Genomic DNA, 14,338 nt, shown 5'->3' on the forward strand with positions numbered 1-14,338 from the left:
CTTTCAGAATGAAAAGTCTCTGAAGACATCGGGCATTTCGCCCTTCATCTGCTCGGCCTCCTGGGCCGCATAGGTCGCCGCATCCCACAGCTCGAAGTAGCTGCCCATACCAAGCAGCACCGTGTCCCGGCTGATGCCTGCCGCGCCGCGCAATTCGGGAGAGACCAGAACGCGCCCGGCGGCGTCCATGTCAACGTCCATCGCGTTGCCCAGAAAAATCCGTTTCCACCACTGTGCCTGCATCGGCAGCGAGGCAATGCGTTCGCGAAATTTCTCCCACTCGTTGCGCGGGAATATCATGAGGCAGCCGTGCGGGTGTTTGGTGATGGTCAGCTGGCTCGATGCAGTGGCGCTGAGCACGTCGCGATGCCGGGTTGGCACAGAGAGCCGACCCTTGGTATCGAGAGCTAGAGAAGACGCGCCTTGAAACACCGTTAAAAACCTTTAGAGAACACTTTTCACCACTAAATTGCACTTTTTCCCACTTTAGCAGGAAAGTTTTGCCATGCAAGTGGTTTGCTACAAATTTTTTCAATGAAATCAAGCACTTAGAAACACTTTTGCAAGCAGGCACCAATTAAAAATCGTTCTAAATTAAGCACTTAGAAGATCCAGTGAAAGTGTTGCTTTAAGCCAGGGGCAGACTGGACGAATGCCGGCTCGGGTGACAGGCGGGAGAAGGAAGGGGAAAACGGGCGCTGGAAGCCCTGGGGGAGATCGCCAGCCCCGCGGCCGCCTCCCGGTCGCCCGGCGCAGACAGCCTGCGTGGTGTGCAAGGCAGCGGTGGCGTTTCCTTGGTAGCCGCGATGCGGCGAGGCGCGCAGAATCCTAGTCGACGCGCGTCACGACACGGGCATGTTCGGTGATGCCAATCACGTTGAAGAATGCGGCTACCAGACGATTGACATCGGTGAACTGCACGGCGCGATTCTCGGCTTCTCGCGCGGATACCCAGTTGAGCAGGGTCCCGGCTGCAGAAAAATCAACACGAATCAGCTTCGCACAGGAAATCACCATGATGTCTGCGCCCATCAGCTTGGCCTCAAGCTTGTCGAGCACGGCAATGGCGTCACCCTCGATCTGGCCAGACAGTTCAACCGCATAGAGATGACTCATCTGGGAGTTGCCGCCCATCTCGGTATCGCCCTCCATCGCGCTGCTGAGGCTGGACGGCACGGAATCGCGGTAGACATCGCCAATGATGGCCTGCCCGGCCGCAGCGCTGCCGCGCGGCTCCAGCGGCTTGTAGTCGCAGCGCGCACTGTCCCAGGCGGGCGGCGAAACCTCATAGGTCACGCAAAAATCGAGGGCCGTCAGCTCGAACTCGTCCGGCTGGTGCGTCACCCTCAGGGTCTCCAGGCGCAACTGCCACCATCCCTGGGGCGTATCCCGCACCCCGGAGGGGGTCGCGTCCTGCAATACCCGCTCCAATTGCGCCTCGCCCATGAAACGCAGCTGCACCGGTTGTGCCGCCCAGCCGCTGAACACCTTGCACAGGGGTTCCACGGCATTTTCATCGATGGTTTTGAGGTTTTTCCAGTCCAGCCGCCACGGCATGGGCGCACGCGCCAGGGCCGCGCTCAGTGCCGCCACGGTCTGGATGCCCAGTTTTGACGGGCAGATCCAGTCCGCGGCCGGTCCGTTGCCAGCCACCGGGCCGGCCGAACTGGTCGGCTGGGACAACTGCTGCACCATGGCAGGCATGGAAAACCACTGCGGCGCTGAACGGTCAAAGCGGCCGACAAACTCGACGGCCAGATTTTCGAACTTGTCCTGCTGACCGGTGGCGCGGTACAGATCAAACAGCGCGAGCCAGGTGTCGGCATGCCTGGCCCGACTTCCCTGGGGACCCAGCGTCTCGAGCAGCCCCGCTTCCGCGCCGGCATCATCGCCATTGGCAAAACGAATGGAGGCCTCCTCCAGTTCGGGATCGTGCGCCACCTCCGAGGCATCCACCACGGAAAATTTGGATGCCGAGAAGCCCGAAGACTCCCCGTCGCGGGAAATGGCAGATATGAGCGGTCTGGGTGCAGCAGGCTTGGGGGGCGGGGCGGGCGGCGCGACAGTGGCACTGACAGGCAGGTCCTCCAGCCTCGGGGCCGATGCCGGCTGCGGCGACATGGCGGCGGCCCTGGTCTTGGCCAGTGCCGTGGTCAGGGCACTGGGCGCCGTGGTCGGATAGCTGGCGGGCAGCGCGTTGTCCAGCAACGGGGCATGGGTGCTGAGGTTGGGCGAACCGGCCAGCGTCGCCGGGCCAAGCGAGGAAGGCTCGGTGACACCCGCGGCCGCACCGCCATGCTTGGTTTTCCACCACTGCATGGACATCTGGGCTTCGATTTCGTCGATTTTCTTCAGCGTGACGGCGCGGTCGTCGGGCTTGGACGGCATGCTGCTCTGGAAGAACGACGGCCGGGCGCCCGGGTCCTGGCCCGTCATGGCCTCGCGCTTGCGCATTTTCCGGAGCATGTCGAATTCGCGCTTGCGCACAAAATCGTTGCGGCGTTTGCGCTCAATCATCTCCTTGAGCATCTGCTTGCTCAGGGCCTCCTCCCGGTCCGACTCCTTGCCATCAAGTTCGGACCAGTTCGTCGCCGGGTTGCGGACGAACTTCACGACTTTCGAAAGCAAGCCAGGGGTGGTGTCTTCTTTGGCCATCAACAGCGGTTCAGGAGGAAGTAATCAACGGGAAGGATCAGTCGCCGAACATCTTCTGCTTGAGCTCGCGCCGCTGCTGTGCTTCCAGCGACAAATTGGCCGTTGGACGGGCAATCAGGCGTCCCACACCGATGGCCTCGCCGGTTTCGTCGCAGTAACCGTAGTCACCGGAGTCAATGCGGGCGATCGACTGCTCGATTTTCTTGAGCAGCTTGCGCTCACGGTCACGTGTGCGCAACTCGAGGGCGTGTTCCTCTTCAATGGTCGCGCGATCGGCCGGGTCCGGCACCACCACGGTGTCTTCCCGCAGGTGTTCGGTGGTTTCACCGGCACTGTTGTGGATGTCCTGCTTGAGCAGGGACAACTTGTGCCGGAAAAAGGCCAGCTGCTTGTCGTTCATGTACTCCGAGTCCGGCATGGCCTTGACTTCTTCGTCCGTCAACTCCTCACCCGGCTTGGTCTTCCAGTTGTTGGCAAGTTTGGGATCTTTTTTGGCCGCCACATGCGGGGGCGGTGCGATCACGCGCTCGGCGATGGTGGAGTAGCTGGCTTTCGCAGCATCGGGGGAGTGGGTCGGGATCATGGGCGCGGGAGGCGGTGCAAAAGAGGAATTGCGCAAGGAGGCGCGACGCCCTGGCTTCAAAGCCGGTGTCTTCAACGGAGCGGGCGCCGCCGCGATGCTGGCAGGGCTGGGCGGGGTTTTCACGGCGGGGACAGCCGCCGTTTTGGTGATCGTTTTGATAATGACTTTTTCTTCAGGTTTGGCGGGGGCTTTGCCCTTCACGGACGGCGGGGCCGGCTTGGTGACAGGTTTGGCGGCTTTGACCGCGGGTTTAACAACAGGGGCGGGTTTGGCAGTTTTCACGGCCTTGACGGCCGGACGGCTTTTGGCAACGGGCGCAGGCTTTTTCGCAACGGGCGCCGCCTTGGGCTTGGCCGCCACCTTGGCTTTGGCCACGGGCTTGGCTGTCGCTTTGGGCTTGGTTTTGGAGGCAGCCGGAGCCGGCTTTTTCACGGCGGTTTTCGAAGCCGCTGGTTTGACCGCCACTTTGGTCGTGGCTTTCGCTTTGCCGGCTGACGTGGCTTTTCCAGCGGACTTGGCCGCGACCTTGGACTTTTTTTCTTGAGCTTTCACACTGGGTCTCCTCGTGGAGGCAGCTTCGGGATGGTCCCCATGCTGACTCCGGGCCAGGCTGACGTCTGTCAGCCCAACCCTGTCTTTTACCTGATTGTCCGGTTTGTTCGCCGCCGCACCTGCCGTTTCAAGGGCGGTACTTACCCTGACTTCCCCCCGCTGCCTTTTTGCCGGGGACGGCCGGCCAGGAGCGTCGGCGCGCGATTGTAGCGGCTCGCCGGCACGCTGGGATACCCGCGCGCCTAAACGTTGGAGAATGGAGACAATCATGAGGCCCTCCCGCCTTTCAAGGCATTGTGTGGACAGCCTACCTCAAACCAGACACTGCTCCAGGCCCTGGAGAAAAATATCTTTCGGCAGATCGATGCCGATAAAGACCATCTTGCTGACCTTCAATTCGTCTGCGCCCCAGGCCGGCCCCAGGTCGCTGCCCATCAGCTGGTGCACGCCCTGGAAAATCACCTTGCGTTCGGTGCCCTGCATGTTCAGCACACCCTTGTAGCGCAACATGCGCGGGCCGTAGATATTGACGACGGCGCCGAGGAAGTCCTCGAGTTTGGCCGGGTCAAAAGCACGCTCCGAACGGAACACAAAACTCTTGACGTCGTCATCATGATGGTGGTGATGGCCGTGTTTCTCATCCTGCGCATGGGACGGGTGGTCGCAATGCTCGCCGTGTGCGTGGTCATGGCCGGCATGGTCGTGTTCGTCGGCCTTGAGGAAGTCCGGATCAATGTCGAGCTTGGCATTGAGGTTGAAGCCGCGCAGGTCAAACACGTCGGCAATGGCCACCTCGCCGAAATGGACGGCTTTCTGCGGCGCGCGCGGGTTCATGTGTTTGAGGCGGTGCATCAGCGCCTGGACTTCGTCCTCGGCCACCAGATCGGCCTTGCTGATGAAGATCTGGTCGGCAAAGCCGACCTGGCGGCGCGCTTCCTGGCGGTCGTTGAGCTGGGTGGGTGCATGTTTGGCATCCACCAGCGTCAGGATGGAGTCCAGCAGGTACTGCTCGGCGATTTCCTCATCCATGAAAAAGGTCTGCGCCACCGGGCCGGGGTCGGCCAGGCCGGTGGTCTCGATCACCACGCGCTCGAAGTCCAGCAGGCCCTTGCGCTTCTTGGCGGCCAGCAGTTGCAGGGTCTCGCGCAGGTCTTCGCGGATCGAGCAGCAGATGCAGCCGTTGTTCATCTGGATGATGTTTTCCTGGGTGTCGTTGACCAGGATCTCGTTGTCGATGTTTTCCTCGCCGAACTCGTTTTCGATCACGGCGATTTTCTGGCCGTGGGCTTCGGTCAGGATGCGCTTGAGCAGCGTGGTTTTGCCGGCGCCGAGGAAGCCGGTCAGGATGGTCACGGGAATCAAACTCATGGTGTCTGCCTAAAAAATACAGGGGAATACGGGGGAAAGCCGGAACGGTGGACCCGTGAAGGTGGGGAGTTTAGTCGTCAACGCAAGGCCCTGCGGCGCGCATTGGCTCCGCACGGGGCCTGCCGGATCACTTTACAGGCCCTGTCAAGCGTTCCAGCGAAGGAGACCCTTGTTTGCTACGTTATTGATAGCTAGCTGCGCCCGTCCGAAAAGGGCAAGAGTCATTTTTGATGGAAGTTTTTTTTATTTCTTGAGCAACACCAGCCCCTTGAGGTACTCGCCCTCGGGGAAACTGACGGTCATCGGGTGGTCGGGCGCACCGCCCAGGCGTTCGGTGATGAAGGCATCGACGCCGGCGTCGGTGCCGGCGGACGCCACGATCTTGTGAAACAGGTCGGCGCTGATACCGCCCGAACACGAATAGGTGAACAGCACGCCGCCGGGCGCCAGGATGGACAGCGCGATGCGGTTGATGTCCTTGTAGGCGCGTGCCGCACGTTCGGCATGGGCCACGGTGGGCGCGAACTTGGGCGGGTCCAGCACGATGGCGTCGAAGGTCCGTCCTTCCTTGTGGAACTGCCGCATCGAGGCATTGACATCGGCGTCCAGCATGGTGGTGCGGGCGGCGTCAAAGCCGTTCAACGCCACATTGGCCGCGGCTTTTTCAATCGCCGGACCGGACGAATCGATGGACGTGACATGTGCCGCGCCGCCGGCCATCGCCGCCACCGTGAAGCCGCCGGTGTAGCAGTAGCAGTTGAGCACGTTCTGGAACTGCAGGCGGCGCGCATGCTCGGCGAACTTGCGGCGGCTGTCGCGCTGGTCCAGGTAAAAGCCGGTCTTGTGGCCGGTCGCGATGTCCAGGCCCAGTTGCCAGCCGTGTTCGGTGATGACGAGGTCGGTGGGGCCACCTCCGGCCAGCCAGCCGGTCGCCTCGGGCAAACCTTCGAGCGAACGCACACTGGCGTCGGAACGCTCGTACAGCCGCGTGAGTCCGGTTTCGGCCAGCAGGGCTTCGACGATCACGCTTTTCCAGCGCTCGACGCCGCAGCTGGAAAACTGCGCCACCAGCGTGTCGGCATAGCGGTCCACCACCAGGCCGGGCAAGCCGTCGGACTCGCCGTGGACCAGTCGCATGCCGTCACTTTGTATGTCAAAACGGCTTCTGGCCCTGATGGCCTGTGCAATACGCGCTACAAAAAACGAAGCATCGATACGTTCGGTCTCGACAAAACTCCAGACCCGGGCGCGAATCTTCGAACTCGGGCTGAAGGCCGCCCAGCCGAGAAACTGCCCGTCGTGCCCCTCGACCCGCACCGTTTCACCGGCATCCGCCCCGCCGCGGGCAATCGCGCCGTCAAACACCCAGGGATGGCGCCGCAGCAGCGAACGTTCCTTGCCTTCTCTCAACCGTATTGATTTCATGCGCCTATTGTCGCGGCTGCGGCTGCCCCGAAAGTGGCCCGCGGGAAATTTGCGACAATCACTTGATGTTTTTTAAGGGCTTTTCAACGCATTTTGCAGGCAGCAAGGCATGGTTTCGTCCGTGCGGCGGCCTGTGCGCGGCGTTCGGATTGGCCCTGCTGCTGGCCCTGCTGAGCCCGCCTGCGCTGTCCCGCACGGTGCTGGACCTCGACGCGGACAGGCAGCCGGTCGCACTGGCCGACTGGGGCGACTACTGGATCGACCCGCAATCGCGGCTGGGGGTCGAACAGGTCGTCAACCAACGCGACCTCGGCTGGCAGCAGACCCCGGCGCGCGGCATATATCCCCTGTTGCCCGGGCAGTCGCTGTGGATCCGTTTCATCGTGCCGCCCGCGCCCGACATGGAGCGCTGGCTGCTTGAAATTCCCTATGCGGCGCTGGACCGGGCATCGCTGTACACGCGGGACAGCGCCGGCCAGTGGATAGAGCAGCGCGCCGGCGACCTGACGCCGGTCAACCAGTGGCCCACGCCGCATCGCCACCCCCTGCTGGTGGTCAACTTCAATGCCGAGGACCCGACGCATTACATCCTGCGCATTGAAAACGCCCAGGGGTTCAGCGCGCCCATCCGCTTTGTCAGCTCCGGTCATGTGCTGCGCAGCGAACAGCAGGTCTCGCTGTTCCTGGGGGTGTATTTCGGCCTGGCGCTGCTGGGCTGCATCGTCGGCCTGGCCGGCGCCTTCTGGCTGCGGGACCGGGCCTACCTCTACTATGCCGCGTGTTCCGCGCTGATCGGCCTGACGCAGGTGGCCATCACCGGCGTGGGCGGCCTGCATCTATGGCCCGACTCGCCGGTCTGGACCGACCGTTCGCTGGCCGTGCTGGCAACCTGGATGCTGGTGTCGCTGCTGCTGCTCAATGCCACCGTGGTGTCGCTGGCGCAGCGCTCGCGCATGCTCAACCTCGTGGTGGGGGCCGTCGCACTGGCTGGCGCCGGCCTCTCGCTCGCGCTGGCACTGACCGACAGCGCGCTGCGCATCACACTCATGGTGCCTTACCTGGTGCTGGTGCCGGTGCTGCTGCTGGCGATCAATCTCTGGGCCTGGCGGCGCGGCGACCGTTTCGGCGGATGGCTGTTGCTGAGCGCCGCTCCTTTTGCCGTCAGCCTGTCGCTGGCGATTGCGCGCTACCTGCAGTGGCTGCCCCTGAGTTTTGCCACCGAGCAGGGGGTGCTGGCCAGCATGGCACTGCAGATGCCGGCGATGCTGGTGGTGCTGGTCCTGCGCAGCCAGCAGCGCCGCGAGAACAGGCGCCGCATCCAGGGGCTGGACCGGGTCGATCCCTCGACCGGCCTGATCAACGAGCAAGTGTTTGTCGAACGACTGGAGCGCATGATTGCCCGCTCGCAGCGGCTCAGGCACCAGGGCGCCGTGCTGATGATCGACCTGGTCAACAGCGAACAGGTCAGGCGCGATTTCGGGCGCCGGGCCGCCGAGGAGTTGCCGCTGCGTGTGGCCGAACGGCTGCTCTCGACCGCGCGCGAAATCGACAGCGCTGCACGCCTGTCCGAACAGCGTTTCGGCATGCTGGTGGAAGGCCCTTTTTCCGCGGAGGAAGCCGCCACGCTGGGTCCGCGCATCGTGGCCCGTTGCCTGATGCCCTACAAGGGCCTGCCGGCGGACTGCGCCGCCCAGATTCGCGTGGCCTATGCGCTGGTGCCGCGCCAGGGACCGACTGCCGAAATCGTGCTGGCCCGGCTGGCGCAGAAACTGGCCGGTGTGCCGCCGCAAAGCAAACGCGCGGTGTTCATGCTGCCTGATTACAAGTAGAGCCCCCACGGTCGCTCACTTCGTGTAGCTCCCGAGGCCTTGCAGGCCGCGGCTCGCCAGAAGCTTCGCCTCTGTCACCTGTCCAAACCTGCTCAAGCAGGTTTGGAGCCGCAGGCTCCAGCCCCTCGGGGGCGCTGCGCCTGCGGACTGGCAGAGCCAGATCCGCGGCCCCTGCTTGACCAAGAAGACCCGCCGTCGCCGCGACGGTCAAGGTTTGGACTTGCCCCCGGGTTTGAGGCCAGCCACCGTCGCACGCGGATGCGCGGCATCGTAAACCTTCGCCAGGTGCTGGAAATCGAGCCGGGTGTAGACCTGCGTGGTGGTGATGTTGGCATGGCCCAGCAGTTCCTGCACCGCGCGCAGGTCGCCGCTGGACTGCAGCACATGGCTGGCAAAAGAATGCCGCAGCATGTGCGGATGCACCGGCGTGGCGAGGCCCGCCTGCAGTGAGCGCTGTTTGAGGCGCACGCGGATGTGCTGCGGCGTCAGGCGCGTGCCGCGCTGGCTGATGAACAAGGCCGCATCGTCCTTCGCCCACCCACTGCGCGCGGCCAGCCAGTCCTGCAGCGCCTCCAGCGCCTTGCTGCCCACCGGCACGCTGCGCCGCTTGGACCCCTTGCCGAGCACATGCGCCTCGGCGGCCTGAAGGTCGACCCAACCGCGCGCCTGGCTGCTGGCCACGACATCCAGCCCGGTCAACTCGCCGATACGCAGGCCGCAGCCGTACAGCAGTTCAGTGATGCACTGGTCGCGCGCCTGCAGCGCCGGGTCCTCGCCGTCCGCACCTTCGAAGGCCGCCAGTTGCACCGCCTCATCGACACTGAGCGCCTTGGGCAATGGTTTGGCGGCCTTGGGCGCGCGCAGGTCCTGTACCGGGTTGCTGCTGACCAAGCCTTCGCGGCCCAGCCAGGTGTAAAAGCCGCGCCAGCCCGAGAGGATGAGCGCGATGCCGCGCCCGCTGCGCCCACCGCTGTGCATCTGGGCCACCCAGCGACGCATGTGGAGGTTTTGCGCCCCGGTCAGCGCCACGCCGGCCTGCCGGCAGTTGACCTGCAGTTTCTGCAAGTCCAGCGCGTACAGCTCGACGGTGCGCTGCGCCAGACGCTTTTCAACCCGTACGTGTTCGAGGTAACGCTCGACCAGCGGGTCCGCCTCGGGCACCGGCTGCGCCGCTGCGCCGTCGCTGCCTGCAGGTTGCCCGTGCGCGGCCATGGCTTGGCGCAGGGTCAGGCTTCGGAGGCTGCCGGCCGCAGGCGCGACAGCGCCGCGCCGGCCAGCTCGCCGATGCGCTCGAGGAAATCCGTACCCATGCTGGCACTGAAACGCTCGGGATCGGGCGAGGCCAGCACCAGCATGCCGAAGGCCTGCGGCGACTTGCCGGGCCGCAGCGGAATCAGCGCCACCGACAGGGCCTGGGCCGGATCGGGCAGCCAGCTGACGGCCTCGAAGCCGGAATTGACACCGCAGTAGGGTGTGGTCAGCGAGGACGCAAAGGCTTGCGTGTCTTCGCTGACGCCAGTCGAAAAGTCTTCCATCGAAAAAATGCCGTTCACGTGCCAGACCTTGATGGCCGCCTGCGGCACGGCGAACTGCGTCTGGATCTCGCGCACGATGGTGTCGGGCAGGTCGCGCGCATGGGCGGTCAGCAGCAGGTTCAGCGTGCACTGCTGCAGCTTGTCGGCAATGCCCACGTTTTCCTGACCGTGGCGGATCATGTCGACGACCCGGGACTCCAGCACCTTGATCTTGTCGCGCAACATGCCGGCCTGGCGCTCCTGCAGGCTCACCGCCCGGCTGCCGTGGCCGCTGGACAGCTGCACCGTCGCCAGCAGCTCGGCATGGCGCTCGAAAAAGTCCGGCGTGTTGGCCAGGAAGTTGGCAATGTCGTCTTCGGTGATCGGGTTCTGGATGGAGTGTTCGCTTGGATTCATGTTCTTGGTTTTTCCGTTAAGTCGACAAAATCTGCAGATTCAAAGGTGGTCGGGGACTTCAATGGCGGCTTCAAACACCGTGGTCGCTGGCCCGGTCATTAGCACCGGGGACGGCGCCGCGTCCAGCCCGCCCTGCCACTCGATGGTCAGGGTGCCGCCGTGGGTCAACACGTCCACGCGCGCGTCCAGCAGGCCCAAGCGTATGCCAGCGACCACCGCCGCGCAAGCCCCGCTGCCGCAGGCCAGGGTTTCGCCAGCGCCGCGTTCGTACACACGCAGGGCAATCCGGCTGCGCGACATCACCTGCATGAAGCCGGCGTTGACGCGGCGCGGGAAACGCACATGGTTCTCGATCAGCGGGCCCGTCTGCAGCACGGGCGCGTTCTCCACGTCGTCCACCAGCTGCACCGCATGCGGGTTGCCCATGGACAGAACTGCTACAAAAACAGGAGCTGCTTGCGCCCTCCCCTCAAGGGCCAGAGGCCATTTTTGCCATGAATGTACGGTTTCGGGCTGCAGCCCCGTGGCGTCGAAGGGCACGCGCGCCAGCTCGAAGATGGGCGCACCCATGTCCACCGTGACGCGGCCGTCCGGCTGCATGCGCGGCTCGATGACGCCCGCCAAGGTTCGGACCCTGACCACGTCCTTGTCCGTCAGGCCCTGCTCGCGCACAAAGCGCAAAAAGCATCGTGCGCCGTTGCCACACTGCTCGACCTCGCCGCCATCGGCGTTGTGGATCACGTATTCAAAATCAACACCGTCACCGGGCGAAGGCCGCACCGACAAAATCTGGTCGGCGCCCACGCCGAAGTGGCGGTCCGCCAGAAAGCGGTACTGGCCCGGCGTCAGGTTCAGGCGCTGCTGCGTCTCGTCGAGCATGACAAAATCGTTGCCCGCACCCTGCATCTTGGTAAATCGGATTAGCATCCGGGCATTATCCGCCGAGGCTGCGCCGCCCTCCTTCCCCCTTGCACAACTTCCGGAAAGACCACCCATGCGCATTCCAGACTGGACGCCCGCCCTCAAGCCCCAACCCCCGGACCTCGTCGATGCCATCCTGAAACGCCGCGGCGGCACCCTGATCAACCTCGACAAGGCCCTGCTCTGGAGCGAGCCGTTGGCGCGCGCCTGGAACGTTTACCTGGGTGCGGTGCGCACCGGCCTGCCCACCAGCCGCAAGCTGCGCGAGCTCGGCATCTGCACGGTCGCACTGCTGACCGGCGCGGCCTATGAATACAAACACCACGCGCCGGACTTTCTGGCCGCCGGCGGCAGCCAGGCCGAACTCGATGCGCTCAATGCGCTGGTGAAAGCCGACGCCCGCGCCTCGGCCGCGCACCCGGCACTGGGCGCGGTCGAACAGCTGGTGATCCGTTACGCGGCGCAGATGACGCTGGACGTGAAAGTCAGTGACGACGTGTTCGAGGCCCTGCGCAAACATTTCGATACGACTGAGCTGGTTGAACTGACCAGCGCGATCGCGACCTACAACATGGTGGCGCGCTTTCTGGTGGCGCTGGGCGTTTCGCCGGAGGAGCATGCAAGCTGAAGGCGCAACAGGACATCGGCTTTTCATGGCGCGTCCTACACCCCCGCGTCCAGAAAAGGCGACATGAAAACCCCGCGAACACCCTCCCGTTTTTTTGCTTCTTCCCGCCCCCGGTTGGCTACCGTCCTGGTTGGAATCCTGGCGCTGGCGGCGGGTACTGCCGCGCCTTCGGCCATCGCTCAAGCCATACCCGCAGGCGGCAGCCCGGCGCAAGCTGCGCCCGATGACGCAGAACTCAACCAACGCTTTGCACGCTGGATCGCCGACTTCAGCACCAGCGCACGCGCAGCCGGCATCACCGAGGAGACGCTGCGCCTTGCCTTCGATGGCGTTCGCTTCATCCCGCGCGTGACCGAGCTCGACAGCGCCCAGCCCGAGTTCACCCGCGCCGTCTGGGACTACCTCGACAGCGCGGTGTCGCCGCAGCGCGTCGTGCGCGGCCAGGACAGGCTGCTGCAATCGCGACCGGCCATCGATGCCGCCGCAACGCGCTACGGTGTGCCGGCAGAAATTCTGGTGGCGATCTGGGGCATGGAGAGCAACTACGGCAGCAACACCGGCGACATCCCGACCATTGACGCCCTGGCGACGCTGGGTTTCGAAGGCCGGCGCGAGGCCTGGGCGCGCAGCCAGCTGCTCGCCGCCCTGAACATTCTGCAGAACCGGGACATCACCCGCGCGCAGATGCTGGGGTCCTGGGCCGGCGCGATGGGCCAGACGCAGTTCCTGCCCACCAACTTTCTGGCCTATGCGGTGGATGCCGATGGCGACGGCCGGCGCGACATCTGGGGCAGCCTGCCTGACGTGATGGCCTCGACCGCCAACTTCCTGGCCAGGTCCGGCTGGCAGGCCGGCCAGCCCTGGGGGCTGGAGGTGCGCCTGCCGCCGGGCTTCGACCTCGCGCTCGCCGATGCCGACGTCCGGCAACCGGCCTCCGCCTGGGCGGCCCAGGGGGTTCAGTCCATGGACGGCGCACCGCTGCCCGCTCTGGCCGACAGCGCCCTGCTGCTACCGGCCGGCGCCCGCGGACCGGCCTTCCTGGTCGGCCCCAACTTCCGCACCATCCTGCGCTACAACAACTCGACCAGTTATGCGCTCGCCATCGGCCTGCTGGCGCAGGCCCTGGCCGGCGGCCCGACGGTGCAGACGGCCTGGCCGCGTGATCTGCAACCGCTGACGCGCAGCCAGTTGCTGACGCTGCAGACGGCGCTGAATACCCGCGGCTTCGACAGCGGCACGCCCGACGGCACGATGGGACCGGCCACGCGGCGCGGCATACGGCTCTACCAGCGCAGCTTGGGCCTGCCGGCGGATGGGTATCCGACTCTGGAGTTGCTGCAAGGCCTGCAGTGACGCTGCGTGGGAAAACGCGGCCGAACGGGCGATAAACTGCGCTCGATGGGACGCAGTGTCCCGCAAGGAACATGTACGATGAAAGGTGTCACCTTCAGGGCATTCGCCGGGCCGTCAGATTTCGAGGCCATGGTTGCATGCGCCAACGCCTCGTTTGCCGCAGACCAATCGGAGATCACTCGTACCGTGGAGGATATGGCGCGTGACTACTCGTCTTTTACCGCGTGCATCCCGGAGCGCGACGTACGGATCGCGCAAGTTGGCGATGAAATCGTGGGATATGTGCGCGGCTGGCATTGGGCACAAGCCGATGGCCTGCATCTCTACGGGCAACTCGGACTGGTGGCTCCGCAGTGGCGCAGGCAGGGCATCGGCGGAGCCTTGCAGGACTGGCTGGAAGCTCACCAGCGGGAAATCGCAGCCACCCATCGTGATGCCACCGGGCATGCGCATCAATCTTTTGTAAACCAGGGCGAGACTGCCCGTGCCGCGCTGCTGGTCAAGGCTGGTTATCACGCAGAGCGCTTTTTCTTCACCATGGTCCGGCCAACCCTGGACGCTGTGCCCGCCTTTCAACTCCCGCCGGGACTCGAAATCCGTCCGGTACAACCAGAACATTTGCAGAAAATATGGGATGCCCATATACGCGCCTTTCAAACGCACTGGGGTTTCTCGGCGCCAAGCGAAGCGGACTACCAGATTTGGTTGAAGACCAGAGCCCAGCACTCGCAGCTGTGGCAGATTGCATGGGACACCCGCAGCGACGAAGTCGCAGGGCAAGTGAGAGCATTTGTCGACGAAACGTACAACCAGTTGCATGGGCGCAAACGCGGCTGGACGGAATTCATCAGTGTCGGCGAACCCTGGCGAAGGCGCGGTCTGGCGCGGGCGCTGATATCCCGCAGCCTGCATGCCCAAAAAGCCATGGGCTTGCAAGACACAGGTCTTGGCGTTGATGGCCAAAACCTCGATGGTGCCAACCGTGTTTACGAGGACTGCGGCTTCGTGGTGACCAAGCGAAACGGTCTCTACCGCAAGCCGCTGGAGATCAGTGCACGGGCCTGAAGGTTTCGCCCTTGGCCTGGCGATTGCG

General features: G+C 64.3%; 13 protein-coding genes. 5 read left to right on the forward strand and 8 right to left on the reverse strand.

Annotated elements, in window-relative coordinates; translation table 11 throughout:
• Nucleotides 1–3: 3 nt before the first annotated feature.
• The 3 genes from mraZ to dksA form a co-directional block, all read right to left on the reverse strand.
• On the reverse strand, nucleotides 4–432 hold the full coding sequence (gene mraZ, locus AAG813_RS04945) for a division/cell wall cluster transcriptional repressor MraZ (RefSeq protein ID WP_096697479.1): 429 nt from the start codon (nucleotides 430–432) through the stop codon (nucleotides 4–6).
• Nucleotides 433–828: 396 nt separating this feature from the next.
• Complete coding sequence (locus AAG813_RS04950) at nucleotides 829–2,655, reverse strand: STAS domain-containing protein (RefSeq protein WP_341912427.1); 1,827 nt, start codon at nucleotides 2,653–2,655, stop codon at nucleotides 829–831.
• Between the two features lie 37 nt (nucleotides 2,656–2,692).
• Complete coding sequence (gene dksA, locus AAG813_RS04955; protein ID WP_341912429.1) at nucleotides 2,693–3,238, reverse strand: RNA polymerase-binding protein DksA; 546 nt, start codon at nucleotides 3,236–3,238, stop codon at nucleotides 2,693–2,695.
• On the opposite strand from dksA, the gene AAG813_RS04960 reads away from it, so the two are divergent.
• Nucleotides 3,237–3,782 (forward strand): hypothetical protein, encoded by a 546-nt coding sequence (locus AAG813_RS04960; protein WP_341912431.1) that lies wholly within the window; start codon nucleotides 3,237–3,239, stop codon nucleotides 3,780–3,782. The genes dksA and AAG813_RS04960 overlap by 2 nt on opposite strands.
• 320 nt (nucleotides 3,783–4,102) lie before the next feature.
• Here the strand turns inward: AAG813_RS04960 and AAG813_RS04965 are convergent, their stop codons facing one another.
• Both AAG813_RS04965 and AAG813_RS04970 read right to left on the reverse strand, forming a co-directional pair.
• A complete protein-coding gene (locus AAG813_RS04965; RefSeq protein WP_341912433.1) occupies nucleotides 4,103–5,158 on the reverse strand; it encodes a GTP-binding protein in 1,056 nt (351 codons plus the stop codon).
• A 243-nt stretch (nucleotides 5,159–5,401) separates the two neighbouring features.
• Nucleotides 5,402–6,583, reverse strand: coding sequence for a class I SAM-dependent methyltransferase (locus AAG813_RS04970; RefSeq protein ID WP_341912435.1), 1,182 nt, complete (start codon nucleotides 6,581–6,583; stop codon nucleotides 5,402–5,404).
• A 149-nt stretch (nucleotides 6,584–6,732) separates the two neighbouring features.
• Here AAG813_RS04970 and AAG813_RS04975 point away from each other — a divergent pair, with 149 nt between their 5' ends.
• Nucleotides 6,733–8,412, forward strand: a complete 1,680-nt coding sequence (locus tag AAG813_RS04975) for a 7TM diverse intracellular signaling domain-containing protein (protein ID WP_341912437.1) — start codon at nucleotides 6,733–6,735, stop codon at nucleotides 8,410–8,412.
• Nucleotides 8,413–8,619: 207 nt separating this feature from the next.
• Here the strand turns inward: AAG813_RS04975 and AAG813_RS04980 are convergent, their stop codons facing one another.
• Genes AAG813_RS04980 through dapF form a run of 3 tightly spaced genes read right to left on the reverse strand, consistent with a single transcriptional unit; the run spans nucleotide 8,620 to nucleotide 11,270 of the window.
• On the reverse strand, nucleotides 8,620–9,624 hold the full coding sequence (locus AAG813_RS04980; protein WP_341912440.1) for a tyrosine recombinase XerC: 1,005 nt from the start codon (nucleotides 9,622–9,624) through the stop codon (nucleotides 8,620–8,622).
• Between the two features lie 14 nt (nucleotides 9,625–9,638).
• A complete protein-coding gene (locus AAG813_RS04985; RefSeq protein WP_341912442.1) occupies nucleotides 9,639–10,343 on the reverse strand; it encodes a DUF484 family protein in 705 nt (234 codons plus the stop codon).
• Nucleotides 10,344–10,382: 39 nt separating this feature from the next.
• Nucleotides 10,383–11,270, reverse strand: a complete 888-nt coding sequence (gene dapF, locus AAG813_RS04990; protein WP_341912444.1) for a diaminopimelate epimerase — start codon at nucleotides 11,268–11,270, stop codon at nucleotides 10,383–10,385.
• Nucleotides 11,271–11,337: 67 nt separating this feature from the next.
• On the opposite strand from dapF, the gene AAG813_RS04995 reads away from it, so the two are divergent.
• From AAG813_RS04995 to AAG813_RS05005, 3 genes are all read left to right on the forward strand, one after another.
• Entirely contained in the window at nucleotides 11,338–11,892 is a 555-nt protein-coding gene (locus AAG813_RS04995; protein WP_341912446.1) for a carboxymuconolactone decarboxylase family protein, read from the forward strand.
• A gap of 63 nt (nucleotides 11,893–11,955) precedes the next feature.
• Complete coding sequence (locus AAG813_RS05000; protein ID WP_341912448.1) at nucleotides 11,956–13,245, forward strand: lytic murein transglycosylase; 1,290 nt, start codon at nucleotides 11,956–11,958, stop codon at nucleotides 13,243–13,245.
• Nucleotides 13,246–13,323: 78 nt separating this feature from the next.
• Nucleotides 13,324–14,310 carry a GNAT family N-acetyltransferase gene (locus tag AAG813_RS05005; RefSeq protein WP_341912450.1) on the forward strand — a complete coding sequence of 329 codons (987 nt, stop codon included), beginning with the start codon at nucleotides 13,324–13,326 and terminating at the stop codon, nucleotides 14,308–14,310.
• The last annotated feature ends 28 nt before the right edge of the window (nucleotides 14,311–14,338 follow it).

Origin of the sequence: Polaromonas sp. YR568 (assembly GCF_943371715.1) — a bacterium.
Classification (GTDB): domain Bacteria; phylum Pseudomonadota; class Gammaproteobacteria; order Burkholderiales; family Burkholderiaceae_C; genus Polaromonas.

What these genes read in the sequence shown, in the direction of transcription:
- AAG813_RS04950 (WP_341912427.1), bottom strand. Translation starts at nt 2,655, where the DNA reads ATGGCCAAAGAAGACACCACCCCTGGCTTGCTTTCGAAAGTCGTGAAG.
- AAG813_RS04960 (WP_341912431.1), top strand. Translation starts at nt 3,237, where the DNA reads ATGGGCGCGGGAGGCGGTGCAAAAGAGGAATTGCGCAAGGAGGCGCGA.
- dksA (WP_341912429.1), bottom strand. Translation starts at nt 3,238, where the DNA reads ATGATCCCGACCCACTCCCCCGATGCTGCGAAAGCCAGCTACTCCACC.
- AAG813_RS04965 (WP_341912433.1), bottom strand. Translation starts at nt 5,158, where the DNA reads ATGAGTTTGATTCCCGTGACCATCCTGACCGGCTTCCTCGGCGCCGGC.
- AAG813_RS04970 (WP_341912435.1), bottom strand. Translation starts at nt 6,583, where the DNA reads ATGAAATCAATACGGTTGAGAGAAGGCAAGGAACGTTCGCTGCTGCGG.
- AAG813_RS04980 (WP_341912440.1), bottom strand. Translation starts at nt 9,624, where the DNA reads ATGGCCGCGCACGGGCAACCTGCAGGCAGCGACGGCGCAGCGGCGCAG.
- AAG813_RS04985 (WP_341912442.1), bottom strand. Translation starts at nt 10,343, where the DNA reads ATGAATCCAAGCGAACACTCCATCCAGAACCCGATCACCGAAGACGAC.
- dapF (WP_341912444.1), bottom strand. Translation starts at nt 11,270, where the DNA reads ATGCTAATCCGATTTACCAAGATGCAGGGTGCGGGCAACGATTTTGTC.
- AAG813_RS04995 (WP_341912446.1), top strand. Translation starts at nt 11,338, where the DNA reads ATGCGCATTCCAGACTGGACGCCCGCCCTCAAGCCCCAACCCCCGGAC.
- AAG813_RS05000 (WP_341912448.1), top strand. Translation starts at nt 11,956, where the DNA reads ATGAAAACCCCGCGAACACCCTCCCGTTTTTTTGCTTCTTCCCGCCCC.
- AAG813_RS05005 (WP_341912450.1), top strand. Translation starts at nt 13,324, where the DNA reads ATGAAAGGTGTCACCTTCAGGGCATTCGCCGGGCCGTCAGATTTCGAG.